We start from the raw sequence: 24,770 nt of genomic DNA, 5'->3' as shown, positions 1-24,770 counted from the left end.
GGAAAGCCCGTGCGAACGACCGCCAACCTCACCCGCGCCGCCGCCGACCTGTCCCGGCGGGGCTTCCTCGCCGCCGGCGTCGCGACTTTCGCCGCCGCGGGCGCCGCCAGCGCCGCCCAGGCGACCTTCTTCCAACGTCATAAGCTGCCGTTGGGCATCCAGCTCTATAGCCTGGGTCCGGATCTGGCGAAGGAGCTGGACACCCAGCTCGCCACGGTCTCCAAGATCGGTTTCAAGACGGTGGAGCTGGCCGGGTATCTTGGCCGCACGCCGGCTGAGCTGCGCGCCGCCTTTGACCGCGCGGGCCTGGCCTGCACCAGCGCCCACGTCCAGCCCAAGGGCGCCGGCGCCAGCTTCAGCGGCGATTTGGCCAAACTGGCCGACGACCTCCACGTGATCGGCGTGAAGACGGCGATCATGCCGATCCACTACATCCCGGACCGCTTCACCGGCGCCGATCTGCGTCAGGCCGGGACCCAGATGACCGCCGAGGACTGGAAGTGGAACGCCGACTTCCTGAACGAGAAGGCCGCCGTCCTGAAGAAGGCCGGCATCGCCACTGGCTATCACAACCACAATTTCGAGCTCGCGCCGCTGGGCGACACCACGGGCATGGACATCCTGCTGAAGGGCACGGATCCGAGCCTGGTGACCTTCGAGATGGACGCCGGCTGGGTGACGGCCGCCGGCCACGACCCGTTCGCGATGCTGAAGGCGCATCCCGGGCGCTTCACCCACATGCACGTCAAGGACGTCAAGCCGACGACCAAGGCCAATTTCGAGCTGCGTCAGGACCCGACCGAAGTCGGGTCGGGCATGATCAATTGGCCAAAGCTCTTGCCCGCCGCCTATGACGCCGGCGTGCGCGGGTTCTTCTATGAGCAGGAGCCGCCCTTCAAGGGCGCGCGCCTGGAGTCGGCCAAGATCAGCTTCGGCTATCTGGCCAAGGTGGTCGCCTGATGAGCTTGCGGATGGCCATGGTCGGCGGCGGCCCCGGCTCGTTCATCGGCCCGGTTCACCGCATGGCGGCGGAGCTGGACGGCCGCATCTGGCTGGTCGCCGGGGTGTTCAGCCGCGATCCGGCCAAGAACGCTCAGGCCGCCGCCGCTTGGGGCGTCGCGCCCGATCGGGTCTATCCGGATCATCATGCGATGATCGCCGCCGAGCGCGGCCGCGCCGATGGGGTCCAGCTGGTTTCGGTCGTTACGCCCAACCACATGCACTTCGACGTCTCGGCGGCCGCGCTACGCGGGGGCTTGCACGTCATCAGCGACAAGCCGGCCACTCTGAACCTCGCCCAGGCGGAGGAGCTGGCCTCCATCGTCGCCGCGTCAGGCAAGCGCTACGGGCTGACCTACACCTATACCGGTTATCCCATGGTGCGGGAGGCGCGCGAGATCGTGGCGCGGGGCGACTTGGGCGCCGTGCGCAAGGTGGTCGTCGAGTATTCGCAAGGTTGGCTTTCGAAGCCCCTGGAACGCGAGGCGGACAACAAGCAGGCCAGCTGGCGGGCCGATCCGGCCCAGTCTGGTGTTGGCGGCTGCATCGGCGACATCGGTGTTCATGCGTTCAACATCGCCGAGTTTGTCACGGGCCGTCGGGTGGAGCGGATGTGCGCGGACGTCGCCACCGTCGTGCCGGGGCGGCCTCTGGACGACGACTGCAATGTGCTGCTGCGCTTTGACAACGGCGCCCGGGGCGTCTTGATCGCGTCCCAGATCAGCGCCGGGGCCCGCAATGGCCTGACGCTCAGCGTCTATGGCGAAAAGGGCGGCCTGACCTGGTCGCACGAGGACCCGAACGTCCTGACCCTGGACTGGCTGGACGGCCCCAGCCAGGTGCTGCACGCCGGTTCGGGCTATCTGAGCCCAGCCGCCCGCGCGGTGACCCGACTGCCGACCGGCCATCCCGAGGGCTTCATCGAGGCCTTCGCCAACATCTATCGCGACTTCGCCGACGCCATCGAAGGCGGGGAGGGGGCGCTGGTCCCCGATATCGCCGAAGGCGTGCGCGGCATGGCGTTCGTGGAGCGCGCCGTCGCCGCCAGTCGCGACGACGCTGGCTGGGTGACGCTGGAAGGAGACGCGCGATGAAGACGCTCAAGGGGCCCGGCATCTTCCTGGCCCAGTTCATAGGCGACAAGCCGCCGTTCGACAAGCTGGAGACCATGGCCAAATGGGTCGCGGATCTTGGCTATGTCGGCGTCCAGATGCCGACCGGCGGCGCGGACTCGTTCTTCGACCTGGCGCGCGCCGCCGAGAGCCAAGCCTATTGCGATGATATCGCCGGCCTGCTCGCTGACCACGGCTTGCAAATAACCGAGCTCTCGACCCACCTGCAGGGTCAGCTGGTCGCCGTGCATCCGGCCTATGACGAGCTGTTCGACGGCTTCGCGCCGCCCGAGCTGCGCGGCAAGCCCAAGGAACGCCAGGAATGGGCGGTCGGGCAGGTCAAGGCCGCCGCCATCGCCAGTCGGCGCCTCGGCCTGAAGGCGCACGCCACCTTCTCCGGCGCGCTGGCCTGGCCTTACTTCTATCCGTGGCCGCAGCGGCCGGAGGGCCTGGTCGAGGAAGCCTTCGCCGAGCTGGGCCGCCGCTGGAAGCCGATCCTTGACGTCTTCGAGGAGAACGGCGTCGACGCCTGCTACGAAATCCATCCGGGCGAGGACCTGCACGACGGCGCGACCTTCGAGCGGTTCCTGGACGAGGTGGGTGGCCATCCGCGCGCCAACATCCTGTATGATCCGAGCCACCTGGTGCTGCAGCAGCTGGACTACCTCGGCTACATCGACCGCTATCACGAGCGTATCAAGGCGTTCCACGTCAAGGACGCCGAGTTCCGCCCCTCGGCCCAAGCGGGCGTCTATGGCGGCTATTTGGGCTGGGCTGAGCGTCCCGGTCGCTTCCGCTCGCTGGGCGATGGCCAGGTGGACTTCAGGGCGATCTTCTCGAAGCTGGCCCAGTACGACTACGACGGCTGGGCGGTGCTGGAGTGGGAGTGCGCGCTGAAGCATCCCGAGCAAGGCGCTCGTGAAGGCGCGCCGTTCATCCGCGACCACATCATTCAGGTGACCGACAAGGCGTTTGACGATTTCGCCGGCGGCGCCTCTGATGCTGGCCGCAATCGCCGCCTTTTGGGCCTCTGAACCGCCGATCCCGACGGAGTATCCGATGAAGTTCCAGCTTACCCTCGCCGCTGTCCTGGCGGGTTTCGCCACCAGCGCGGTCGCCGCGCCGCCTTCCGGCGAACAGGTCTTCAAGCAGCGCTGCACGGTCTGCCATTCGGTCCAGCCCGCGCCCGGCAAGATGGGGCCGCCACTGGCGGGCGTCGTTGGCCGCAAGGCCGGAAGCGCGCCGGGCTACGCCTACAGCAACGCCATGAAAGCCTCGGGCATCACCTGGACGCCGGACCAGTTGGACGCCTTCGTCAAGGCTCCCGGCAAGACCGTGCCCGGCACCAAGATGCTGTTGGGCGCGCCCAATCCAGAAGAGCGCGCGGCGGTCATTCAATATCTGGGGACGCTGAAGAAGTGATGCGGGACTGGACGGCGCGCTAGCGCGCCGTCAGCTCCTGGATCTCGATGTCCTTGAACTCGATCGGGTGGCCCTCGCTCTGCAGGGCGATATAGCCTTCCCTCACGGGCTGAGCGCCGCGCGCCAGGATGTAGGGCTTGGCCCCGGCGGCCACCGTATCGTCCGGATCGAGGGTCAAGTCGGCGTAGCGATGGACCACGACGCCGTTGATGCTTTCGAGCACCTCGCCGTTAGGCCGAACCTCCAACTCAGCCTTGACCCAAGTCCCGTTCGGAACCGTGGGGGCGTTGGCGGACGGCGTGCAGTGCTCCTTCACCTTCTGGCCGTCGATCGTGATGGTGATGCCCGGCGTGCAGACCGCAGCCGTCGGACGCGGCGCGTCGCCATCCTTGCCCAGCAGCTGAAACTCGACCGACACAGGGAACGGCTGCTCGACCGTCATGCTCTCCGGGCTCTGGCTGTGAAACATGATCCCGCTGTTGCTCCGGGCCCAGGCCGGGGTGTCGGCAAGGCCGCCTTCGGTCAGGAACCGATAGGTGAACCGCAGGCGGTAGGCCTTGAACGGGGTCTTGTAGAAGAGGTGGCCGAACTGGCCGTCCATCGTCTGGTAGCCGGCGTAGGAGACCCGGATCGCGCCCTGATCCACCACGAAGGTCTGCTTGTAGTTCTCGCCGACCGGGTGCTTCGCGACCTTCGGTATCCAGCCGTCCAGACTCTTGCCGTCGAACAGAGACCGCCAGGGCCCGGCCTTCAGGTCCTGGGCCATGACGGGCGTTGCGGTGAGAATCAGGCCGAGCGCGATGGTCGCCAAGTAGGGGCGCCGCGCCGAAGCGGACGAGATGGTCATGATTGGCTTCTTCCTCCCAAACGCCCACTTTTCACGATCGAATGTCGAGCTTTCTTGCAATGTAACCCATTTCATGGAAGCCTCCAGGCAAGAATGATGGGTTCCATCCAGGGTTGGCGTCGTGTTGCGTAAGCATGCCGGCGCGGTCTGGCGAGCGGACCGCAAAGGGAGCGAACATGGCCAATCTGAACGGCCGAGCGCGTCGTAAAAACACCTACGACGCCATCGTGGTGGGCAGCGGAATCACTGGCGGCATCGCCGCCAAGGAACTCACTGAAAAGGGGCTCAAGGTCCTCGTGCTCGAGCGCGGACGCATGGTCCGCCATCTCGAGGACTATCCGACCGCCACCCTCGATCCTTGGCAGACCAAGTACCCGCAGGGGCAGCTGCCGCCGGACGAATTGGCCGAGCGCTACAAGGTGCAGCGCCGGACCGGCTACACCATGACGGAGTACACGCAGCACTTCTTCGTCCGCGACGACACCAATCCCTATACCGAGACCAATCGGTTCGACTGGATCCGCGGCTATCACGTGGGTGGGCGGTCGCTGACCTGGGGCCGGCAAAGCTATCGCCACAGCCCCATCGACTTCGAGGCGAACGCGCGCGAGGGCGTCGCGGTCGACTGGCCGATCCGCTATGAGGACCTCGCGCCGTGGTACGACCACGTCGAGCGGTTCATCGGCGTTTCCGGCCAGGCGGAAGGCCTGCCGCAGCTTCCGGACGGCGTCTATCAGCCGCCGATGGAGATGAACTGCGTCGAGAAGGCCTTCAAGGCCAAGTCCGAAGCGCGCTTCCCGGAGCGACGGATCACCATGGGCCGGACCGCCCACCTGACCGATCCCACCGAGGAGCAACTGAGCCTTGGCCGCACCAAGTGCCAGTACCGCAACATGTGCATGCGCGGCTGTCCGTTTGGCGGCTACTACAGCTCCAACTCTGGAGGACTGGTCGCGGCTGAGCGCACCGGCAATCTCGTGATCCGCACGAATTCGATCGTGACCGAGCTGATCTATGACGAGAAGGCGGGGCGGGCCAGCGGCGTGCGAATCCTGGACACGACCACGCGCAAGGACGAGGAGTTCTACGCCGACGTCGTGTTCCTCTGCGCCTCGGCGCTGAACTCGGCTTGGGTGATGATGAACTCCACCAGTTCGCGCTTCCCCAACGGCTTCGGCAACGGCAGCGACCAACTTGGTCGCAACGTGATGGACCACCATCTCGGGGTCGGCGCCAGCGGCGAGGCCGCCGAGTTCGCTGACATGTACTATTCGGGCCGACGCCCGAACGGCATCTATGTTCCCCGCTTCCGCAACCTTGGAGATGAGGCCACTAAGCGCTCGGATTATCTGCGCGGCTTCGGCTACCAGGGCGGAGCCTCGCGCCCGGGATGGGAGCGCGATCTCAAGCGCGGTGGGCGCGGCTTTGGCGCCGAGCGCAAGGCGGCTCTAAGCCAGCCCGGTCCCTGGAACATTGGCTTGGGCGGTTTTGGCGAGATCCTTCCCTACGAGGACAATCGCGTGACGTTGAACCGTGACTTGAAGGACGAGTTTGGTCTGCCGACCCTGACCATGAACGTCACCATGCGCGAGAACGAGCTGGCCATGCGCAAGGACATGCAGGCCGCCGCGGTCGAGATGCTGGAGGCCGCGGGCTTCAAGAACGTCCGTGGCTACGACAATGGTTTCGCGCCAGGCCTGGGCATCCACGAGATGGGCACCGCCCGCATGGGCCGTGATCCCAAGACGTCGGTGCTGAACGCCCACAACCAGGTCCACGAGTGCAAGAACGTCTATGTCACGGACGGCGCGGCCATGACCTCGGCCTCGTGCGTCAACCCATCCTTGACCTACATGGCGCTGACGGCTCGCGCGGCCGACCACGCCGTCAAGGCGCGCAAGCGGGGGGATCTGTGATGCTGCATCGACGCGACGCCCTCAAAGGCTTGGCCCTCACGGTTGGGGCCGTGGCGACGGGTTGGGCGGGCCGGGCGGCGGCGGCGCCCACGCTCGGCTGGACGCCAACCGCCTTGACCTCCGACCAGGCGCAGTTGGTCGATGCCGTCGCGGAGCTGATCATCCCGACGACCGACACGCCTGGCGCCCGTCAAGCCGGCGTGCCTCAGTTCATCGATCGAGCGCTGGCGAACTACTGCGACAAGGGCCAGAAGGACCTGCTGATCGGCGGGCTCACGCGCATGGATGCGGACGCCCGCGCTTCTCATGGCTCGATGTTCGTCGCTCTGAAGCCGGAACAGCAGGCCGCCATGCTGACGGCCTACGATCAGGAGGCGGCGATCGCCCGCGGCCAGAACCCGGCCCAGCCTCACTTCTTCACGGCGCTGGAGGACTGGGTGACCGTCGGCTACTTCACCTCCGAGCCTGGCGCGACCATCGCCCTGAAGTACGATCCCGTGCCGGGTGAGTATCACGGCTGTGTTCCGCTCGCGGAAGTCGGGAGAGCCTGGGCGACGCGCTAGCGCGCCGGCTTAGAACCTGAACTGCGCGAACAGCACCGCAAGGTCGACCGGTCGTCCGCCCAAGGCGCGGACGGCCGGGCCGGCGTCTTGGCGCGCCAGCTGTCCTTGGAGCTTCAGATTGCGGGTCACCTGCCAGGTCGCGTCGAGCTGCACGGCGTCGCCGACATCCTTGGACTGGCCCGCGCGCGCGGCCGCCAACGGGACGAGCGGCTGTAGATAGATCGCGTCGGCGCCCGTCCAGAGTCGATGAACCGTATAGCTGGCTTCGAGGCTGATCATTTTCCGTGGCGATATGCCGACGCTCGCCCGGACAGCCGCGAGGTTGCCCCAGCTGAAGAGACCTGTTTCGTTGAAATAGGCCCCTTTCGGGAACATCGGGTTGAACGTCTCGAGCCGTCCGTCTGTCGGATCCTTATCGCCTGACCCGGCGTCGAGCCGGAGGCCAAGGCGAGGCCTCCAGGGCTGATCCAGCGTGTAGCCACCGCCGGCCGAGGCCGCGAAAGCGCGGATACGGCGTCCGGCGAAGCGGCCGCCTTGCATGACGCCTTCGGCCTCGTAGTCGATCCGCCCTGTGCTTCCTGACAGCCGCGCGCCCACGCTGATGCGTCGCTCGTCGCCCGTGACCGCGCCGAAGCGGACAATGTCTCGCTCAAGACCCAGAGCATAGACGTCCAGGGCTTGGCGGGGCGATAGCTGCGTCGCGGCATAGACGCCGTAGAAGCGCTGCGTGCGGCTGCGCTTGTCGTCGAAGGCGCCTGGGGAAATGACGACGGGCTGGAGGTAGAAGGCGTCCAACTTCAGCGGGCCAACCGAACGCGTGATCCGCACGCCGTCGAAGCTCTGCCGGATGTTCGGCGCCTCGCGCACGGCGACGAAGCGCTGGGTCGTATTCAGCTGCAGTTCCTGACGGCCCAGGCGCAGGCGCCAGCCGGAGGCGGGGGTGACGTCGACGAACAGCACTTGCGCGTCGAGCCGATCACGATCGGTCGCGGAAGGCCTCTCTCGTTTGCCATAATCGCGATGCACACCAAGTTCGCCATAGACGCGGAACTTGGAGCCCAGATGCAGGTCGCTGCTCAACAGCAAACGTCCCAGGGCGAAGGTGTCGGCCCCGGCGCCGCCCAGACCAAAACGCGGCGCGTCGATGGAGTCGACCCGTAAGCGCGCCTCCCCGCCAAATCCGACATAGGCGTCGCCGCCCAGCGGGATGTAGCGCAGCGCGTCCAAGCCCTGCCGCTCGCGTACGTCACGCAGGTAGCCATAGTCCTCGTCCGACCGCACCGGCTTGAAGGCGGGAGGCTGCGCCGGGCCCGCCAGGGCGGCGGCGAGAAGCGAGGCGGTCACACTCATCGGCGCGCGCTTAGCGCATGGAGCGCCGCCAGCAGGGCGACGGCCACGACCGCGAGGAAGAGGCTCCAGGCTCCAGCGGCGAGCACGCCGGCCGCGCCGCCGACCGCGCCGAGCGCGAAGGCCGCGACGGGCGGCCAAGTCTTGAGCAGGCGGGCCTTCAGGGCTTCATCCGGACGCCCGCGCGCCGTCACGAGGTCTACGATGTCTATGGCCATCTGGGTGACATTGCCCGTCATCATGGTCGTGGGCGCAAGATGCCCGAAAACCACGCGGGCGCCGACGTTCTGCACCGCCATCGCCGCCACGCCCACGAGTCCCGCCAGCATGACTTCGGGCCGGTCGGCCGCGCCCGCCGGGGTGGCCGCGACGGTCAGAAGGGCGAAGGCGGTCAAGAGCAGCGCTTGCATTGCGAGCACGACCGCCTCGCACGAAAGGCCGCGCGCCTTGCGCCAGCGGACGAACGCGTAGGCCAGGGCCGCCGCGCCCAGAAAAACCGGCAAGGCCAGCAACTTGGTCGCCAGGCCGCTGGCGTCGCCCGCCAGGGCCACGCCCAGCATTACAAGGTTGCCAGTGGCGTGGGCGACGAACAGGCCGAACAGCAGCACGAAGCCGACCACGTCGACATAGCCGCCGACAAACGCCATTCCCATGCTCGTGGCCATATTCAGCCGATTGGCGTTCATGCCGCGCGCTCCTTTTCGACCAGGATGGCGGCCAGCATGAAGCCGCCGATCAGGCCGATATGCTCGAGGAAGGTGTTCAGGGCGTGGAAGCGTTCCGTCGGATCAACGACCGTCCAGTAGGGATGAGCGATCAGCGTCGCCAAGGCGGTGAACACGCCGAGCGCCCCGGCGGCGAGCCATCCTATCCGACCCAGGATCAGCGCCAGCGAGCCGCCCAGCTGGACCGCGATGGTGGCCGCGACGATCAGGGCGGCGGGCTTGAGGCCCAGGCCGGAGGCCTCGGCCAGAGCGCCTTTCAGGTTGGTCAGCTTGGCGATCCCGCTCCACCAATAGGGCAGAGTCAGGACCGCACGGGCGAAGACGCCGAAGGCCGACGACCGCAATAGGCCGGCGATGGGAGCGGGTGTCGTCACCTCACACCGCCCAGCAGCCGCAGCCCATGGCGCCCCAGAAGGAGCGCGCATCGGAAGTGGGCGCTTCGCGGGCGTAGGCCGCCGCGTGATCGTGGCCGTGGACGCTGCAGCCGCTGGCGCAGCCGCAAGCGCTGGCCAGCGCGCGGGCGTGGCCGCGCGAGCGATCCTGATAGCCGCCGAAGGTCCGTACCGGCGACCAGTCGGGCATCGGCGGGGGCAGCACCGGCGCCAGCTTGCCGAAGTCGCCTTCGCCATGGACGACCTTGCCGCCCAGCAGGGTCAGCACCGACGATAGGTGCGCAATCTCGTCCTCGGGGACGGTCAGGTAGTCGTCGCTGAGCACGGCCAGGTCCGCTAGTTGGCCCACGGCGATTTGGCCCTTCTTGCCCTCCTCGTTGGAGAACCAGGTGTTGGCGCTGGTCCACAGGCGCAAGGCCTCCTCGCGATCGACCCGGTTGGCCGGCGGGTATAGGCGCGTGCCGCCCACCGTCTTGCCGCTCACCAACCAGTTCAGCGAGACCCAGGGGTTGTAGCTGGCCACGCGGGTGGCGTCGGTGCCGGCGCCCACGGGGATCCCGGCTTTCAGCATCTTGCCGATCGGGGGCGTGGCCTCGGCGGCCTTGGCGCCGTAGCGCTCCATGAAGTACTCGCCCTGATAGGCCATGCGGTGTTGCACGGCGATGCCGCCGCCCAGGGCCGCGATGCGGTCGATGTTGCGGTCGCTGATCGTCTCGGCGTGGTCGAAGAACCAGTGCAGGCCATCGAACGGCATGTCGCGGTTGACCCTCTCGTAGACGTCGAGGGCCCGACTGATCGTCTCGTCGTAGGTGGCGTGCAGCCGCCAGGGCCAGCGGTTCTCGACCAGGTGACGGATCACCGGCTCCAGGTCGCTTTCCATGTTAGGCGGCATCTCGGGACGGGCGACGCGGAAGTCCTCGAAGTCGGCGGCGCTGTAGACCAGCATCTCGCCCGCGCCGTTGTGGCGGTACTTGTCGTCGCCCTGGCCTGGCTTGACCTGCTTGGACCAGCTTTGGAAGTCCGACAGCTCGGCCTTCGGCTTCTGGGTGAAGAGGTTGTAGCTGATGCGCAGGGTCAGCTGGTCGTCGGCGTGCAGCTTCTCGATGATCTCGTAGTCGTCGGGATAGTTCTGGAAGCCGCCGCCGGCGTCGATCACGCCGGTCACGCCCAGGCGGTTCATCTCGCGCATGAAGTGGCGGGTCGAGTTCAGTTGATATTCGGGCGGAAGCTTCGGGCCCTTGGCCAGGGTGGCGTAGAGGATCGTCGCGTTCGGCTGCGCCAGCAGCAGCCCCGTGGGCTCGCCCGAGGCGTCGCGCTGGATCTCGCCGCCTGGCGGGTTGGGCGTGTCCTTGGTGTAGCCGACGGCGCGCAGGGCGGCGCGGTTGAGCAACGCACGATCATAGAGGTGGAGAATGAACACCGGCGTCTCGGGCGCGGCGGCGTTGATCTCGTCCAGGGTCGGCAGGCGCTTTTCGACGAACTGGTGCTCGGTGAAGCCGCCGACCACGCGCACCCACTGGGGCGGCGGGGTGTTGGCGGCCTGCTTCTTCAGCATCGCCATGGCGTCGGCCAGGGTCGGCACGCCGTCCCACCGTAGCTCCATGTTGTAGTTCAGCCCGCCGCGGATGATGTGCATGTGGCTGTCGATCAGGCCCGGGATCACCCGGCGGCCGGCAAGATCGATGATCGTCGGGTTGGGCCCCGCCGCGGCGCGGACTTCGCGCTCCTCGCCCACGGCGGCGAACTTGCCATCCCGGACCAGCGCGGCGTCCGCTCGCGGATTGCTGCGGTCGAGCGTCGTGAACTTGCCGTTGACGAGCAACAGGTCGGCTTGGACGGACATGGGGCCGGGCCTCCGGGGATCAGAGAAAAGGGGATTAGGAAGGAGCGCCGCGCCCAAGGCCAGCGCTCGGCGGCGATTCAGCGTCGTCATGCCTCGTCCTCGGGCGTCTTGGCGACGGCCTGAGGGCCGAGCACTTGCCCCGCGCACTCTGGCGTCTTCAGGTAGGCGGTGACGGGCGCCTTCGTCAGCAGACGCTTGGCGATCGGCGCGGCCTGCTCGCCCAGCAACATGCCCAGCAGCCCCAGCAGGGCGATAGCGGGCGGGGCGGGGGAGCGCACGCCCATCAAGGAGTAGAGGACGCCCACCAAGAGACCGGCGCCGAGGGACAGCAGATAGGGTTTCATGACGGCGCTCCGGGAGGAGCGGGCGAGGAGGAGACGCCTCGCCCGCGGAAGGTCAGTGGCCTTCGGACGCGCCGAACATCGTCTTGGCGTAGATGATGCCCAGGCCATAACCACCGCCGAACTTCTTGGCGATGCCGGTTGTGGTGTCGTAGGTCTCCGAGCGGGCCCAATCGCGTTGCAGTTCGAGAAGATACTGGAGCGCGGTGATGGGCTGGGCGCCAGCCTGCACCATGCGTGTCACCGCACGCTCATGAGCTTCGGTCGAGACGTCGCCGCAGGCGTCGGTGATCACGAACACCTCGAAGCCTTGCTCCAGGGCCGACAGGGCCGGGCCGACGATGCAGACCGAGGTCCAGAGGCCGGCCAGCACGATCCGCGACTTGCCGATGGCGTTGACCTCGGCGATGACCGGGGCGTCTTCCCAGGTGTTCATCGAGGTGCGGTCGAGAAGGCGCTTGCCGGGGAAAGGCTCGGTGACTTCCGAGAACATGGGGCCCGAGAAACTCTTTTCGGCGACCGTGGTCAGGATCGTGGAAACGCCGAAGCCTGCGGCGGCGCTGGCGACGAGTGCGGCGTTGCTTCGCAGCAGGACCGCATCGATCGACTTGGTCGCGAACGCCATCTGCGACTGGAAGTCGATCATGATCAGCGTGTGATCGTTCGGCGTCAGGAGGCGCGCGCCTGGCGTGGCCTTGGCTTGGATGGTCATGGTTTCGGTCCTTCTGAAGTTGGCGGACCGTGCCCCGGGCCGCCGCGTCGATGTCTGATGAGGGGACTTTGCCAGCGCTTAAGTGGCTCATAAATGGAAATGAATGAAACTCATCATTTCCAATATCGGCCTCTACTGAACTTGAGACCCGCGCTTGACGCGCGGGTCTCCAACCGACCGAAAAGGACGCCTTCGGGAGTCCGGACAGTGACAAGCCCCAGCGTGAGCCAAGGGCCGCCGTCACGTGCGTGATCCCGGTCTATCGGCCGGGTCGGTCCTGCCTGGCACATGACGGCGGCCCCAACGTCCTTAGGCCTTGAAGAAGGCGAGCAGGTCGGCGTTGATCGTGTCGGCTTCGGTGGTCGCCATGCCGTGCGGGAAGCCCGGATAGGTGATCAGCTTGCCATGCTTGAGCAGCTTGATGGCCAGACGCGCGCTGTCATCGATTGGCACAACCTGATCGTCCTCGCCGTGCAGCACCAGCACCGGCACGTCGATCTTCTTAAGGTCCTCGGTGAAGTCGGTTTCCGAGAACGCCTTGACGCAGTCATACAGCGGCTTGACGCCGGCCTGCATGCCCTGGCGCCACCAGTTGTCGATGACCCCTTCCGAGACCTTCGCGCCGGGACGGTTGAAGCCGTAGAACGGACCGGCGGCGACGTCGCGGAAGAACTGCGCGCGGTTGAAGGCGGTGCCATTGCGGAAACCGTCGAAGACTTCCATCGGCAGTCCGCCCGGATTGGCGGCGGTTTTCAGCATGATCGGCGTCACTGCGCCGACCAGAACCGCTTTGCCGACCCGGCCCGGCTTGGCGCGAGCGACGTAGTGGGCGACCTCGCCGCCGCCGGTCGAGTGGCCGACGTGGAAGGCGTTCTTCAGATCCAGGTGATCGGTCAGGGCCGCGACATCGGCGGCGTACGTGTCCATCTCGTTGCCGGTGTCGGTCTGGGTCGAGCGACCGTGGCCGCGGCGATCATGGGCGATGACGCGATAGCCCTTCAGCAGGAAGAACATCATCTGGTTGTCCCAGTCGTCGGCTGACAGCGGCCAGCCGTGGTGGAACACGATCGGTTGGGCGGTCTTAGGGCCCCAGTCCTTGTAGTAGATCTGGACGCCATCCTTGGTCGTGACGTAGCCGCTGCTCATCGCGTGGGTTCCTTTGCCTTGGGTTGAGGACGCTGACTTGGCCAGCGCTAGGGAAGTGGAGGGCAGAGCCGCGAGCGCCGCCGCGCCCGCGCCTGCGGCCAGGACGCGACGCCGTGTGGCCCCCGTGTCGTCTCTTTCGTGATCGGTCATCTGTGCGTCCCCGGAGAAGGTTCAGAGCTGATGGAAAAGGCCGCGCGATCAGGGATCAGACGACACAAGGACACGTCGTCGGTCTTGTCGGGATCGGTCGTTATCGCAGCCGAGCCTCCCGCGCCGGGGCGGAAGGGTAAATGTCGGGCGGGCTACTCGCGGGCGACACGGATGGGCGTCGGTTCTTAACCAGAATGGTTCTGGCGGTCGCTGGTCGACACCAAATGGGTGGGCGCGGCCTAGCACGGTCGATATTGAACGATCTGGACGTCAGCGCTTAAGCAGGGCGCGTGGTAGAAGGCGCTGATGGCGAACGGATCTGCAAAGATTAGCTGGGTGGCCTTCTTGGTCGCTCTTCTGTTGGCCTCGCCGGCCTTGGCGCTGGATCCGCAGCGCGCCATCACGCAGTACAAGCACATGCGCTGGACTGTAGAAGACGGCGCTCCGGCGGCCATCGAGGACATCGTCCAGACGCCCGACGGATATCTCTGGCTGGGCACGCCGCTAGGCCTCTATCGCTTCGACGGCGTGAACTTCGAACCCGTGCGGCCGCCGCGGCCTAAGACCTACAAGCTCAACGACCGCGTCGTGCGTTTGATGGTCACGCGAAGCGGCGCGCTTTGGGTCGGCTACGAGGAAGGCGGTCTGGCTGTCCTAGAGAAGGGCAGGATCAGGCTGGTCTTCGATCCCAGGATCTTCCGCTCGGTGGTTTACTCCATCGCCGAGGGCCAGGACGGCGCGATCTGGGCGACCACCTCCAACCCCAAGGCCAAGGTGGTCAGGTTCTCGAACGGGGCCTGGCAAATCCTTGATCCGCTGATCGACATGCCAGACGGAGCCCACTGGGTGTTCGTCGGGCGGGACGGCGCGGTGTGGGTCGCCGGCTCGGGGCGCGTGGCCCGTATGCGTCCCGGCGAACCCAGGTTCACCACGATCGAGTCCGGCTTTATCGAAGAGGTCGCGCTGGCGGAGGACCGGCGAGGCGCCATCTGGGCGGCCGACGCGCGGGGCGTGCGGATCGTCGAGGGGCCGGGCGCCGGGCGGGTCGTCTACCCACTGCCAACCGTCAGTCGTCAGACGCGGATCTTCTTCGATCGCGACGACAGCCTATGGGGCGCCCGCCATCCGGACGGCGTCTTCCGCATACGCCTGACGCCAAGCTCCAGCAGCGCCATGCCTGACATCGACCGGTTCTCCGCCGGGGAAGGTCTCAGCTCCGAAATGGCCTATCGGGCGTTCGAGGACCGCGAAGGTGACATCTGGGTGGGGACCGTGCGGGGGCTGGATCGTTTTCGCCCGGCGGCGATCGCGCCCGAGAAGGTCGTGCCGATCAGCTCGCCCTACGGCTATGGCTTGTTCTCGGACGCTCAGGGCGCGGTCTACGTCTACGACACCGAGACCTTGTACAAGGCCAAACCGGGTCAGCCGCTCAAGCCCCTGATCCGGCGCCTCGGCCCATTCACCACCATGTGCGACGCGCCGAACGGCGGCATCTGGCTAGCCTTCGACTCCAAAGTGTTTCGAGTCGACGGCGATCGCGTCACACGCATCCCTGACCCACCCTATCCGAACGTGGAGGTCACGGCCTGCGCTTTGGATGCTCGGGGCGATCTGTGGGGCGCGGGCTTCATGGGCGGCTTGGTGAAGTGGGACGGCCGGACGTGGACGCATTCCATGCCCGAGGCTCTGGGACGGGCGGTCACGGCGCTGCTGGCGGACTCTCGCGGTCGTATCGTGGCCGATGGGGGGCGGAACGCCGTGTTGATCGATGGCGCGACGGTGAAATTGATCAAGACCCCGCCGCGCCTACAAAGAGGTGGGACCATGCCGATGGCGAATGGCCCGCTCGGGGTCATCTCCGGCAGCGACTTTGGCCTCACGCGTTTCCGCGAGACTGGATCGCAGTTCATTTCCCGGGACCGTTTTTCGTTCATCGGCCTTAGCCACGGCCTGGCGCAGACAGCCACCGAAACATGGCTGCTGGGCGCGGCGGGTCTCGTCAGGATGCGAAACGCCGACCTGGAACGCGCCTTCGAGGACCCCAAGGCCGACCTGCCGGCGCGCATCTATGATCTGAAGGACGGTCTGCCCGGCCCAGCCTCGTACAAATATCGGGCCGATCTGGCGATCGGCGGCGACGGCCGGGTCTGGATGGCGACCACGGCCGGGATCGCCTCCCTCGACCCGGCTCGCCTCCCAATCAACGCCGTCGCTCCGCCGGTCGCGATCAAGAGCGTTCTAGTAGATGGCAAGCGCGCCGCGGACGGACCGCTTGTCGATCTGCCCAAGGGCGCGCGGTCGGTGCAGATCGACTACGTCGGCCTGAGCCTGGCCGCGCCCGAGCGGGTGCGTTTCCGCTATCGGCTCGAGGGCGTCGATGACGATTGGGTCGAGGCCGGCGGGCGTCGGCAGGCGTTCTACGCCAATCTCAAGCCCGGCAAGTATGTGTTTCGGGTCCGCGCCGCGAACGCCGACGGCGTCTGGAATGAGGAAGGGGCGAGCGTGACCCTGGATCTTCCGCCGACCCTTTTCCAAAGCCGGCTCTTCCAGCTGTTGTGCGCCGTTTTGAGCCTGGCCTTGCTGGTCGTGGCCTTCCAGTGGCGGATGGGGCGCCTCACCGAACGCCTCCAGGCCGGCCTGCGCGAGCGGATCGCCGAGCGCGAGCGGATCGCTCGCGAGCTGCACGACACGCTGCTGCAGGGCGTCCAGGGCCTGATCCTTACCTTCCAGTCGGCCGCCCGCCAGGTGCCGGCGGATCTTCCGGCCCGCAACCAGCTCGAACGGGCGCTCGACCGCGCCGAGGCGGTTGTCGTCGAAGCTCGCGACCGCGTCCGCAGCCTCCGGGTTTCGGTCGGCGGAGACCTGATGACCACCCTGCGAGCCGTCGCGGATTCGATGCGTTCTGACGGGGGCGCCGAGGTGGTGACGACGGCTGTTGGTCGTCCGATCGCCCTTCACCCCCTTGTCGCCGACGAAGTGGAGCGCATCGTTGTCGAGGCGCTCTTCAACGCCCATCGGCACGCCCGGGCATCCCATATCGACGTGATCGTGACCTTCGAGAGCAAACGCCTTCTTATCAATATTCGGGACAATGGCGTCGGCATCGACCCGGCGGTCCTGGAGGTCGGCGGACGCGACGGCCACTTCGGCTTGGCCGGCATGCGCGAGCGGGCGCGGAAGATCCGCGCCAGCTTGACTGTTCGTAGCAGCGCCGGCGCCGGAACGGACGTAGAGCTCATCACGCCGGGTGCGGTGGCCTATGCGCATCGCCGGATCGGCTGGCCGAAGGGTTTGTTTGGTCCTCGCGGCGGCGGCGGCAAGGAAAGCGCGCAATGAACGATGTCATGTCGGTTCTTATCGTCGATGATCACCCGCTCCTGCGCGAAGGCGTCGCGGCGGTGCTCGAGGCCGAACCGGACATTCAGGTCGTCGGCGAGGCGGCGGACGGCCAAGACGCGATCGCGCAGTTCAAGCGCCTGCGCCCGGACGTGGTGCTGATGGACCTTCAGATGCCGGGCGTTGATGGCGTCGAAGCGATCAGGGAAATCCGGGCTCAAGCTCCGGACGCCAGGATCATCGTCCTCACGACCTACGCCGGCGATGTCCGCGCCTTGAGCGCCCTGCGCGCGGGGGCCAGCGGCTACCTGCTCAAGAGCAGCCTGCGCCGGGAGTTGATCGACACCATCCGCGCCGTGCTAGGCGGCCAGCGCTACCTTCATCCCGAGGTCGCCCACGACATCGCCGTCAACGCGATCGCCGAACCCCTCAGCGAGCGCGAGATCGACGTTCTCAAGCGCGTCGCGAACGGGGCGGCCAATAAAGAGATCGCCCGCGCGCTATCGCTTTCGGAGGACACCGTGAAAGGGCACATGAGGAGCATCTTCAGCAAACTGGACGTCACTGATCGCACGCAGGCGGTGACCGTGGCCCACCGGCGCGGGATCATCGCGCTCTAGGGCAGTTGATCGACGTCAGAGAAGTACTCCCGCGCCTGCTCCAGAAGCGCATTGGCCAGCCGCCCGGGCGGCGCCAGGGCCGAGGCCATGAACGCATAGTCATGGAGGATCTGAGGGCGGAAGACGCGCATCGTTATGCCGGGCTTGCGATAGTTGGTCGCCAGCAGCGCGTTGACGATCGCCACCCCCAGGCCCGCCGCGGCGAAGGCGCAGGCCGAGCCGACCGTGTGGGTCTCCAGCTTGACCTCCGGGCGTACCCCGCACTCCCGGAAAGCATCGTCGATCTGCCGCCGGGTTCGGGTTCCATAGCCCAGCAAGACCAGAGGCTCGCCGCGCAGGAGTTGCGGCGAGAGCTCCGCGTGCGCCGCGAGGGGGTGCGTCTCGGGCAAGACGCAAACGGTTTCACTCGATGATAGAAGGACGGTGGAGATGTCCGTCCGATCCATAGGCAACTTCACAAAGCCGCAGTCGGCGGTGCGGTTGGCGACCATGGTTCGGGCGGTCTCGGTGCTGCGCGAGTCGATCGAGACGCGTACGTTCGGAAAGCGCGCCATGAACCGACTGAGAATGTTCGGCAGAACGCCTTCGGACAGGCTGGGCGGCGCGACGATCTTCAAGGCCCCGGTGTTGAACGAGGCTAGGTCGCGCACCAGGTTGTCGACCCGTTCGAGCCCGCCGAACGCCAGGTCGATTTCTTCGTAGATAATCAGGGCCTCGGGCGTGGGCGCCAAGCGCCCCTTCTCGCGGTAGAAAAGATCAAAACCCGCGTCCTGCTCCAACTGGGCGATGAGGCGGCTCACCGCGGGCTGGCTCAAGCCCATGCGCGCGGCCGCGGCGGTGGCCGATCCGCTCAGCATGGTTTCCCGGAAAGCCTCCAGACTACGCAGGTTGAGCTTCATTCACCCGTCCGCTGATCGACTATGGCGCCAGGATCGGCAAGAGCAGGCGCGAGGGATGCGCCGCGTCCATATAGATCCGATTTGTCGCCACGCGGGGAGAGCGTCCGTATCCTTCTGGCTCGCCCGAGTTCGGATTGACGTCGAAGTGGGGGAAATTGCTCGAGGAAATATCGAGTCTGATCCTGTGGCCTTTGACGAAGCGATTGGCGGTCGGGAAGGCGTCGATCGTCAGCGCATAGACCTGGCCAGGCTCAAGACGGGTTTCCTGGTCGAAGCCTTCGCGATAGCGCGCCCTCAGGACGCCATGACTGAGGTTCATCGCATAGCCGTCGGGATAGTCTTCCGTCGGCGGATGGACGTCGATCAGCTTCACCATGAAATCGGTGTCCACGCAGTCGGACGAAATGTGAAGGTTCACCGTGATGGAGCCGACGACCACGACATCGTGCTCGAGCGGCGGGGTCTGGAAGACCAGAACGTCGTCGCGCTCGCCGAGCGCGCGATAAGGCGGCTCGCAACCGAACACGCTCGGCCCCTCGCGCTGGTCGAACGCTCCAGCCTCCATCACGGGCGCACCAGATGCGATGGCGCCGCCGATGGTCGGCACCGGATGGCGGGGGTCGTGGGCGTACTCTCGGAACGCCAGTTCCGCGCTAGAGGCCTGTCGCGTGATCGCGCCGTCGACCTGGAGGAACCAGTCGGTGATCGCGACGCCAGACGGCGGCCAAGCCGCAGCGTCCATCCAGACGCCGCCATGGTCCAGCCGCCCCTCCGCCGTCTTGCGTCCTGATCCGCCGCCCATGACGAACAGCTTGACCGGCGGCAGAGGATCAGGACCGCTCGGCGTTTTCAGCCACGCGTCGAACCAGGCCAGCCGCAGGGCGACGTAGTCCTCCGCCAGGGCGCCGTCCAAGGGCGCAGCGGAACCGAAGTCGACGTCGCCGGCATAGGTCACCGAGCGCTGTCCGTGGGTCCACGGGCCGAGGATCAATTTGACCGGCGAGTGCTTGCGTGTCGACAGGCCCAGGAAGTTCTCGATCGCCGTCACCGAGTAGGGATCGAACCAACTGCTCATGTGCACGGCCGGCACGTCGGAATAGGCCTCGTAGGCCCCCCGCGCGTAGATTCCGTTCTGCTTCCAGTAGGGTCCGAAGAGACCGTTGCGCCACTGGTCCAGCAGATAGGCTTCGTACTCAGGCGCCTCGGCGAGCGGTGAGCGGCCCTCGGACCAGGGCATGGCCTTGAACCACGCCTCCAGATCCTGCGCCTCCAGAGCGGCCTTGCGCGCTGGATCGGCTTGCGTGGCGGGGCTGAGCAGGGCGTGCTTATAGGCCCATGTCGCCTGCTTCAGTTCAAACGCGCCGCCCTGGCGAATTCCGGAATGATAGGCGCTGGAGAAGCCCCCGGAATCCAGGAACATCGCCGCAAGGCCTGGCGGGTCCAGGCAGGCGAGGGCGCTCTGGACGTGGGCGCCGTAGGACAAGCCCAGCGTCCCCACCTTACCGTCGCACCAGGGGCGATGGATCAGCCAGTCGATCGTGTCGACGCCGTCTCGTCCCTCGTTCAGATATTTCTCGAAGACGCCTTCCGAGCCGTAGCGGCCGCGGCAATCCTGAAGCGCCACGACATAGCCGCCGCGCACGAAATCGACCGCGAGTTCGGGCTTGGATCTTGGCGTCGGGTTCTGGCGCGTACGGTCGCCGTGATTGACGCCGGTCTTGTCGTAGGGAGTTCGTTCCAGCAGGACGGGGCACGCAACTTCGACCGGCTTGCCGTTGACCGCGGGCCGGTAGATGTCCGTCGCGAGCCGAACGCCGTCTCGCATGGTGACCATCACGTCGCGCGTGACATGGACGTCCGGCGGCGTGATGAACGGTCGCTCTTGGTGAGCGCTCATAGTCGCTCGCTCGCTACGGCATGGGGATCGGGGGATTGGCTCATAGCGTCCTGCCAACGGAAATAGGGTTGAGGCGGCCGAGGGATGGGAGCCTCGGCCGCCTCTCGTCAGGGTCTAGAATTTGGCTGAGACCCGGACGTACCCGAAGCGTCCGCGCGCGTCGTAGGTGTAGATGTCGTAGTTGATCGGCGCGTTCGCGTAGGAGGCCGGCGGAGCCTTGTCGAAGATGTTGCTCACGCCGACGCTGATCGACGCGTCACGCTTGTCGAACTGATAGCCGCCCTCGAGATCGTTGTAGAAGATCGCCTTGGTCTTGGCGTCCTTGACGGTGTTCACGACGTCGGTCGTCGAACCTATGTAGCGACCGCGCCAGAGCGCATTCCACTGACCGTCGGTCCAGCTGAACGAGGCCTGGCCCTTCCAGTGTGGGTAGGTCGCGCGCGGCTGGTCGCCCTTGCCGGCGCGTTCGTCGACGATAGGCGCGCCGCCCGCCGCGTTCGGGCTCGTGGTCTTGAAGCTCTCAAGATACGAGGTGTCGAGCACGGCGGCGAAACGGCCGAGGTCGTTGCTGAACTCGTAGCGCAGGGTGCTGTCGACGCCCGAGGTCTTGATCTCGGCTAGGTTTTGCACGCCCTGCAGCAGATTGGTGATGGCGCCGGTCGAGGCGTCGCGGGTGACCAGGTCGCAGAAGATCCCGCCGCGCTGGGCGCAAAGGCTCAAGATCTGGGTGGCCGACTGGCTGGCGATCGCGTCGTGGACGGTGATTTGATACCAGTCGACGGTCAGGCTCAGGCCCGGCGCGAAGCGCGGCTTGATGGCGACGCCGGCGCTGTAGGTGTCGGCGGTCTCGGCCTTCAGCTTGGTGTTGCCCGCGATGGTGCCGGCGATCAGGCCGTTCAGATTGTAGTTGGCCTGGTTGTAGCCGGTCGGCACGCCGACGCAGCCGGGCAGGTTGGGGTTGGCGGAAGCGCCGCCGTTGCAGGGGTCCGTGCCCTGGAAGCTGGTCTGGCGGCCGCCCTGATAGAGCTCCAGGATCGACGGCGCGCGGAAGCCCTGGGCATAGGTGCCGCGCACCAGGATGTCCTGGATTGGGCGCCAGCCGAGGCCCGCCTTAAGCGTGCTGTCGCCGCCGACCGTGTCGTAGTCCGAGTAGCGGGCGGCCAGGCTGATATCGAGCGACTTGGCGAGCGGGACGTCCTTCAGCAGTGGGATCGCCGCTTCGGCGTAGATTTCGTCCAGCGTGTATTGGCCTTTGGTCGCGCTGCGAGTCTGGGCCGTGGTGGTCGTGTTGCTGGCGTAGGCCGAGCCCGCCGCCGGTGTCGGGATGTTGGTCGGCAGGGCGTTGACATAGGGATCGGGGGTGTCCGAAGCCTTGTTCTTGCGATGCTCGTAGCCCGCGGCGATCGACAGCGGACCGGCGGGAAGCTGGAACAGCTCGCCGGTGATGTTGGCCGACAGATCGTAGATTTCCGTCTCGTTGGTTTCGCGCGCCGTGTAGCGGATGTAGGCCGCCTGTTCGGCGGTCATGCCGGAGAACAGGTTGATCGCCACGCAGCCGGCCGTCGAGGCGCAGTTCGGGCCAAGGCCCAGGGCCAGCTTGTCGTAGTTGACGCCGTTACGGGCCTCGCTGTCGATCTTGTTCTTCGAATAGAGGGCGTAGACGTCCCACTTCCAGTCACGGCCCAGCAGGTTCAGCTCGCCGTCGAAGCCGCCGGCGACGCGGTAGGTCTTCACATCCTGCACGTTGTCGCGATTGCCGACGTCGGTCATGACCTTGCGGATGCGCCAGGCCGAATTGGCGGCGAAGGCGAGCGCGTTAGCGGTCGGAACGCCGTTGGCCGTGCCGAACGGGTTATAGGCCTGGCTGGCCGGAATGGCGAAGCCGCGGATGGTGCCGGCCGAGCCGCCGATATCGAGCAGCACCGGTGAAAACAGCTGATCGGACTTGCGCTGGTTGAACAGCGCTTCGCCTTTGAACCGAACCTTGTCGCTGATGTCCGTGGTCCAGCGGGCGTAGACGCCGTAGCGTTCGCTAGGGCCGGTCGAATAGATGCCCTGCGCCTGGGTGTTGTAGTAGTCGCCGGGGAGGGCGGCCGTATGGAAGGCGTTGTCGGCCAGGCCGCCGGCGCCGATCGTCGCGCCCGCGTTGAAGGCCACCGGCGCGCTCGACGAGGCGAAGCCCGAAGCCGTCCCGAAATAGGCGTTGTTCGACAGCCCCGGCAGGATGAAGAGGCCGTTCGGGCTGGTGCCCGGCGCGGTGGCCGGAACCAGCGTCACGCGGGTCAGGTCGCGGGACGACGTCAGAATCGGCTTGTCCTTGACGTAGCTCAGCGAGACCAGCAGCGCGCTCTTGTCGAACCGCTTGCCGAAATTGGCGACACCCGAATAGGTCTGGCCATCGCCGTGCGTCGTGCCGCCGTACTTGGCTTGCACCTTCAGGCCGTCGAAGTCGCGGGCGGTCTTGATGTTGACCACGCCGGCGATGGCGTCGGCGCCATAGATCGCCGAGGCGCCGTCCTTCAGCACCTCCACGCCCTCGATCATGCCCAGCGGCATCGTGTTGAGATCCACGAAGTCTCGGAAGCCGCGCTGGCCGACGCCGTCCACCCAGCGGTGGCCATCTACCAGCACCAGGACGCGGTTGCCGCTGCCCTCGGCGCCGCCGAGGTATCGTAGGTTGATCGAACTGGCCCCGTAAGAGGTGCCTTGCGTGCCGTTGCTGCTGAGGCTGACGCCCGCCGACGGCAGCTTCTGAAGCAGTTCGCCAACCGAGCCGGCGCCCGATTGCTTGATGTCCTGTTCGGTGAGGGTCGTAACGACGCCGACCGAGTCCGCGTCCTTGCGCTGGATGCGCGAGCCAACGACGATGATCTCCTCGACCACGTCGGAGGGCGGCACCGCGCCGGCGGACGTCGAAACTTGGGCCATGGCTGGCGCAGTGATCATCCCCGCCATCAGGGCGGCGTAAGCGGCTCCAGCGCGCAGGGCGCGCGGGTTCAACACGGTCATTCTACCCCCTCGTTGTTGTCGATTTCACCGCGCCGACCGCGCGGTTCCCCTCAGTCCGCAAAGCCTAGGTGGCGCTCGTTTCCACGCGCAATGGCATTGGGTTGACTGATCGACCTATGCGCGCGGCGCATGGAGCGCATAACCTTTATGCATATTAAGCATGGTCTTCGGCGGCACATGCACAGCTAACCAGCGCTCATCTCCCGACGGTATCGCCCTATGTCGCCCCAGCATGGGATGGCCCATCCGACGGTTCCGAACCTATGATCGACGCCAGTTGAGGAGAGGGCATGAACCGTAGGACTTTGTTGGCCGCGGGAGCGGGACTGCTGGCGGTCCCAGCGATCGCCAAGCCTCGCCCCTTGCGCGTCGCCCTCTTGGGGCAATCCCTGATCGAACATGTCGTCGCTGACGAGGCGTGGCCGGGGCGCCGGGCCCTGCAAGCGCGTCTGCAACGAAACGACGTCTGCTTCACCAATCTCGAAACCGTTATCCGCGGCGCCCGCGCCGGCGCGCCCACGCGGGAAAGCCTGACCGTGCACGCTGGCGAGCCGGGGGTTCTGCGGGTGCTTGATGAGATCGGCGTCAATCTCGTGGCCACCTCCAACAATCATGCCTTCGACTTGGGTTCAGGCGGAATTCTCGACACGGTGGAGGCGCTGGAGCGTCAAGGTCTGGCCTTTGCGGGATCTGGCGCCGATCTCACCGCCGCCGCCGCCCCAAGCTACCTCAAGTCCCCGGTCGGCGCGGTCGCGCTGGTCGCGTTCGCCACCGGGAAGGTGCGAGATGGGGGCGCGGCGACTGCCTCGCGCCCAGGCGTCAACGAGCTGCGTCGCGGCCCGTCCGGCGAGCCCGTCGCGGAAGATCTCGCGCGCATCCTCGCCGCGATCGCCGAGGCGCGCAGGACAGCCGAGGTCGTCATCGCTTACCAGCACAATCACGACTGGGAGCCGGCGATGGAGGACGTTCCGGGTTGGCAACGTGACCTGGCCAGGCGGTGTGTCGACGTCGGCGCCGCCGCCTTCGTCGGCCATGGCGCGCCTGTCCTGCAGGGCGCGGAAATCTACCGCGGCGCGCCGCTCCTGTACGGCCTGGGCAATTTCATCTTCCAAACGGAAAAGCCACCGGGCGCCTATCCGCAATCGGCTTGGGAGAGCGTCTTCGCCGAATGCGTCTTCGAGCGTGGCCGCTTGGTCAGCTTGCGTTTCGAGCCGATCGTCCTCAACGAGATCGGTCGCGGCGGCCCAAAGGACATGGAGACGCGGGGCTTTCCCAGGCTCGCCCGGACCGCCGAGCGCAAGGCTATCCTCGATAGCTTCATGGCCCGCAGCGCCAAGTTCGGTGGGTCATTGCGCTTCGGCCCAAGCGCCGTGTTCGACACCGGCGCGGAGAAGGTCCTGGCCGGCGCGCATCTAGGGATCGTCTAGGCGGAGATGGCGGCTCGATATCGGCTTCTCCGGTTTTCCGCCGCTTACCCAAGGGCGCGTTGACGAG

At 66.6% G+C, this 24,770-nt stretch carries 20 protein-coding genes; 9 read left to right on the top strand and 11 right to left on the bottom strand.

The window, feature by feature from the left end:
• The first annotated feature begins 9 nt into the window (after positions 1–9).
• From CSEG_RS10600 to CSEG_RS10585, 4 genes are read left to right on the top strand one after another with little or no spacing between them, the layout of a single operon-like run.
• Positions 10–960 (top strand): sugar phosphate isomerase/epimerase family protein, encoded by a 951-nt coding sequence (locus CSEG_RS10600; RefSeq protein ID WP_013079232.1) that lies wholly within the window; start codon positions 10–12, stop codon positions 958–960.
• A complete protein-coding gene (locus CSEG_RS10595) occupies positions 960–2,093 on the top strand; it encodes a Gfo/Idh/MocA family protein (RefSeq protein ID WP_013079231.1) in 1,134 nt (377 codons plus the stop codon). Before CSEG_RS10600 ends, CSEG_RS10595 begins: the two co-directional genes overlap by 1 nt.
• The gene (locus CSEG_RS10590; RefSeq protein WP_013079230.1) at positions 2,090–3,145 is read left to right on the top strand and encodes a sugar phosphate isomerase/epimerase family protein; all 1,056 of its coding nucleotides are present in this window, start codon (positions 2,090–2,092) and stop codon (positions 3,143–3,145) included. The genes CSEG_RS10595 and CSEG_RS10590 overlap by 4 nt, the downstream gene beginning before the upstream one ends.
• A gap of 25 nt (positions 3,146–3,170) precedes the next feature.
• Complete coding sequence (locus CSEG_RS10585; RefSeq protein WP_041538582.1) at positions 3,171–3,533, top strand: c-type cytochrome; 363 nt, start codon at positions 3,171–3,173, stop codon at positions 3,531–3,533.
• 19 nt (positions 3,534–3,552) lie between these two features.
• Here the strand turns inward: CSEG_RS10585 and CSEG_RS10580 are convergent, their stop codons facing one another.
• Positions 3,553–4,380, bottom strand: coding sequence for a 3-keto-disaccharide hydrolase (locus tag CSEG_RS10580; RefSeq protein WP_041538275.1), 828 nt, complete (start codon positions 4,378–4,380; stop codon positions 3,553–3,555).
• 176 nt (positions 4,381–4,556) lie between these two features.
• Between CSEG_RS10580 and CSEG_RS10575 the strand changes: the two genes are divergently transcribed.
• Both CSEG_RS10575 and CSEG_RS10570 read left to right on the top strand, forming a co-directional pair.
• The gene (locus CSEG_RS10575) at positions 4,557–6,296 is read left to right on the top strand and encodes a GMC family oxidoreductase (protein WP_013079227.1); all 1,740 of its coding nucleotides are present in this window, start codon (positions 4,557–4,559) and stop codon (positions 6,294–6,296) included.
• Positions 6,296–6,859, top strand: a complete 564-nt coding sequence (locus tag CSEG_RS10570; RefSeq protein WP_013079226.1) for a gluconate 2-dehydrogenase subunit 3 family protein — start codon at positions 6,296–6,298, stop codon at positions 6,857–6,859. The genes CSEG_RS10575 and CSEG_RS10570 overlap by 1 nt, the downstream gene beginning before the upstream one ends.
• A gap of 9 nt (positions 6,860–6,868) precedes the next feature.
• Here CSEG_RS10570 and CSEG_RS10565 read toward each other — a convergent pair whose 3' ends face one another.
• The 7 genes from CSEG_RS10565 to CSEG_RS10535 form a co-directional block, all read right to left on the bottom strand.
• Positions 6,869–8,209: an alginate export family protein gene (locus CSEG_RS10565; protein ID WP_013079225.1), complete on the bottom strand. Its 1,341-nt coding sequence runs from the start codon at positions 8,207–8,209 to the stop codon at positions 6,869–6,871.
• Entirely contained in the window at positions 8,206–8,892 is a 687-nt protein-coding gene (locus CSEG_RS10560) for a YoaK family protein (RefSeq protein WP_013079224.1), read from the bottom strand. The genes CSEG_RS10565 and CSEG_RS10560 overlap by 4 nt, the downstream gene beginning before the upstream one ends.
• Entirely contained in the window at positions 8,889–9,305 is a 417-nt protein-coding gene (locus CSEG_RS10555) for a DoxX family protein (protein ID WP_013079223.1), read from the bottom strand. Before CSEG_RS10555 ends, CSEG_RS10560 begins: the two co-directional genes overlap by 4 nt.
• Position 9,306: 1 nt before the next feature.
• Positions 9,307–11,166: an amidohydrolase gene (locus tag CSEG_RS10550; RefSeq protein WP_013079222.1), complete on the bottom strand. Its 1,860-nt coding sequence runs from the start codon at positions 11,164–11,166 to the stop codon at positions 9,307–9,309.
• 86 nt (positions 11,167–11,252) lie between these two features.
• Entirely contained in the window at positions 11,253–11,510 is a 258-nt protein-coding gene (locus CSEG_RS10545; RefSeq protein WP_013079221.1) for a DUF1427 family protein, read from the bottom strand.
• Positions 11,511–11,562: 52 nt separating this feature from the next.
• Complete coding sequence (locus CSEG_RS10540) at positions 11,563–12,219, bottom strand: hydrolase (RefSeq protein ID WP_013079220.1); 657 nt, start codon at positions 12,217–12,219, stop codon at positions 11,563–11,565.
• A 309-nt stretch (positions 12,220–12,528) separates the two neighbouring features.
• A complete protein-coding gene (locus CSEG_RS10535) occupies positions 12,529–13,365 on the bottom strand; it encodes an alpha/beta fold hydrolase (protein ID WP_013079219.1) in 837 nt (278 codons plus the stop codon).
• 486 nt (positions 13,366–13,851) lie between these two features.
• Here CSEG_RS10535 and CSEG_RS10530 point away from each other — a divergent pair, with 486 nt between their 5' ends.
• Positions 13,852–16,851: a sensor histidine kinase gene (locus CSEG_RS10530; protein WP_041538274.1), complete on the top strand. Its 3,000-nt coding sequence runs from the start codon at positions 13,852–13,854 to the stop codon at positions 16,849–16,851.
• Entirely contained in the window at positions 16,848–17,471 is a 624-nt protein-coding gene (locus CSEG_RS10525; RefSeq protein WP_013079217.1) for a response regulator, read from the top strand. Before CSEG_RS10530 ends, CSEG_RS10525 begins: the two co-directional genes overlap by 4 nt.
• On the opposite strand, the gene CSEG_RS10520 is transcribed toward CSEG_RS10525, so the two are convergent.
• The 3 genes from CSEG_RS10520 to CSEG_RS10510 all read right to left on the bottom strand — a co-directional run bounded on the left by CSEG_RS10520 (position 17,468) and on the right by CSEG_RS10510 (position 23,276).
• Entirely contained in the window at positions 17,468–18,370 is a 903-nt protein-coding gene (locus tag CSEG_RS10520) for a LysR family transcriptional regulator (protein ID WP_013079216.1), read from the bottom strand. The two genes, CSEG_RS10525 and CSEG_RS10520, sit on opposite strands and share 4 nt — an antisense overlap.
• Positions 18,371–18,389: 19 nt before the next feature.
• A complete protein-coding gene (locus CSEG_RS10515; protein ID WP_013079215.1) occupies positions 18,390–20,267 on the bottom strand; it encodes a CocE/NonD family hydrolase in 1,878 nt (625 codons plus the stop codon).
• 114 nt (positions 20,268–20,381) lie between these two features.
• Positions 20,382–23,276, bottom strand: coding sequence for a TonB-dependent receptor (locus CSEG_RS10510; RefSeq protein ID WP_013079214.1), 2,895 nt, complete (start codon positions 23,274–23,276; stop codon positions 20,382–20,384).
• Positions 23,277–23,566: 290 nt separating this feature from the next.
• On the opposite strand from CSEG_RS10510, the gene CSEG_RS10505 reads away from it, so the two are divergent.
• Positions 23,567–24,703 (top strand): CapA family protein, encoded by a 1,137-nt coding sequence (locus tag CSEG_RS10505; RefSeq protein WP_013079213.1) that lies wholly within the window; start codon positions 23,567–23,569, stop codon positions 24,701–24,703.
• Positions 24,704–24,770 lie beyond the last annotated feature (67 nt).

Origin of the sequence: Caulobacter segnis ATCC 21756, assembly GCF_000092285.1 — a bacterium.
Taxonomy (GTDB): Bacteria; Pseudomonadota; Alphaproteobacteria; order Caulobacterales; family Caulobacteraceae; genus Caulobacter; species Caulobacter segnis.
The sequence above is the reverse complement of the archived record's forward strand: the minus strand, read 5'-3'. Positions and strand labels throughout refer to the sequence as shown.

Coding starts and splice junctions, on each gene's coding strand:
- CSEG_RS10535 (WP_013079219.1), bottom strand. CDS start 13,365: ATGAGCAGCGGCTACGTCACGACCAAGGATGGCGTCCAGATCTACTAC.
- CSEG_RS10580 (WP_041538275.1), bottom strand. CDS start 4,380: ATGACCATCTCGTCCGCTTCGGCGCGGCGCCCCTACTTGGCGACCATC.
- CSEG_RS10510 (WP_013079214.1), bottom strand. CDS start 23,276: ATGACCGTGTTGAACCCGCGCGCCCTGCGCGCTGGAGCCGCTTACGCC.
- CSEG_RS10565 (WP_013079225.1), bottom strand. CDS start 8,209: ATGAGTGTGACCGCCTCGCTTCTCGCCGCCGCCCTGGCGGGCCCGGCG.
- CSEG_RS10570 (WP_013079226.1), top strand. CDS start 6,296: ATGCTGCATCGACGCGACGCCCTCAAAGGCTTGGCCCTCACGGTTGGG.
- CSEG_RS10540 (WP_013079220.1), bottom strand. CDS start 12,219: ATGACCATCCAAGCCAAGGCCACGCCAGGCGCGCGCCTCCTGACGCCG.
- CSEG_RS10520 (WP_013079216.1), bottom strand. CDS start 18,370: ATGAAGCTCAACCTGCGTAGTCTGGAGGCTTTCCGGGAAACCATGCTG.
- CSEG_RS10550 (WP_013079222.1), bottom strand. CDS start 11,166: ATGTCCGTCCAAGCCGACCTGTTGCTCGTCAACGGCAAGTTCACGACG.
- CSEG_RS10590 (WP_013079230.1), top strand. CDS start 2,090: ATGAAGACGCTCAAGGGGCCCGGCATCTTCCTGGCCCAGTTCATAGGC.
- CSEG_RS10585 (WP_041538582.1), top strand. CDS start 3,171: ATGAAGTTCCAGCTTACCCTCGCCGCTGTCCTGGCGGGTTTCGCCACC.
- CSEG_RS10545 (WP_013079221.1), bottom strand. CDS start 11,510: ATGAAACCCTATCTGCTGTCCCTCGGCGCCGGTCTCTTGGTGGGCGTC.
- CSEG_RS10505 (WP_013079213.1), top strand. CDS start 23,567: ATGAACCGTAGGACTTTGTTGGCCGCGGGAGCGGGACTGCTGGCGGTC.
- CSEG_RS10525 (WP_013079217.1), top strand. CDS start 16,848: ATGAACGATGTCATGTCGGTTCTTATCGTCGATGATCACCCGCTCCTG.
- CSEG_RS10595 (WP_013079231.1), top strand. CDS start 960: ATGAGCTTGCGGATGGCCATGGTCGGCGGCGGCCCCGGCTCGTTCATC.
- CSEG_RS10560 (WP_013079224.1), bottom strand. CDS start 8,892: ATGAACGCCAATCGGCTGAATATGGCCACGAGCATGGGAATGGCGTTT.
- CSEG_RS10575 (WP_013079227.1), top strand. CDS start 4,557: ATGGCCAATCTGAACGGCCGAGCGCGTCGTAAAAACACCTACGACGCC.
- CSEG_RS10515 (WP_013079215.1), bottom strand. CDS start 20,267: ATGAGCGCTCACCAAGAGCGACCGTTCATCACGCCGCCGGACGTCCAT.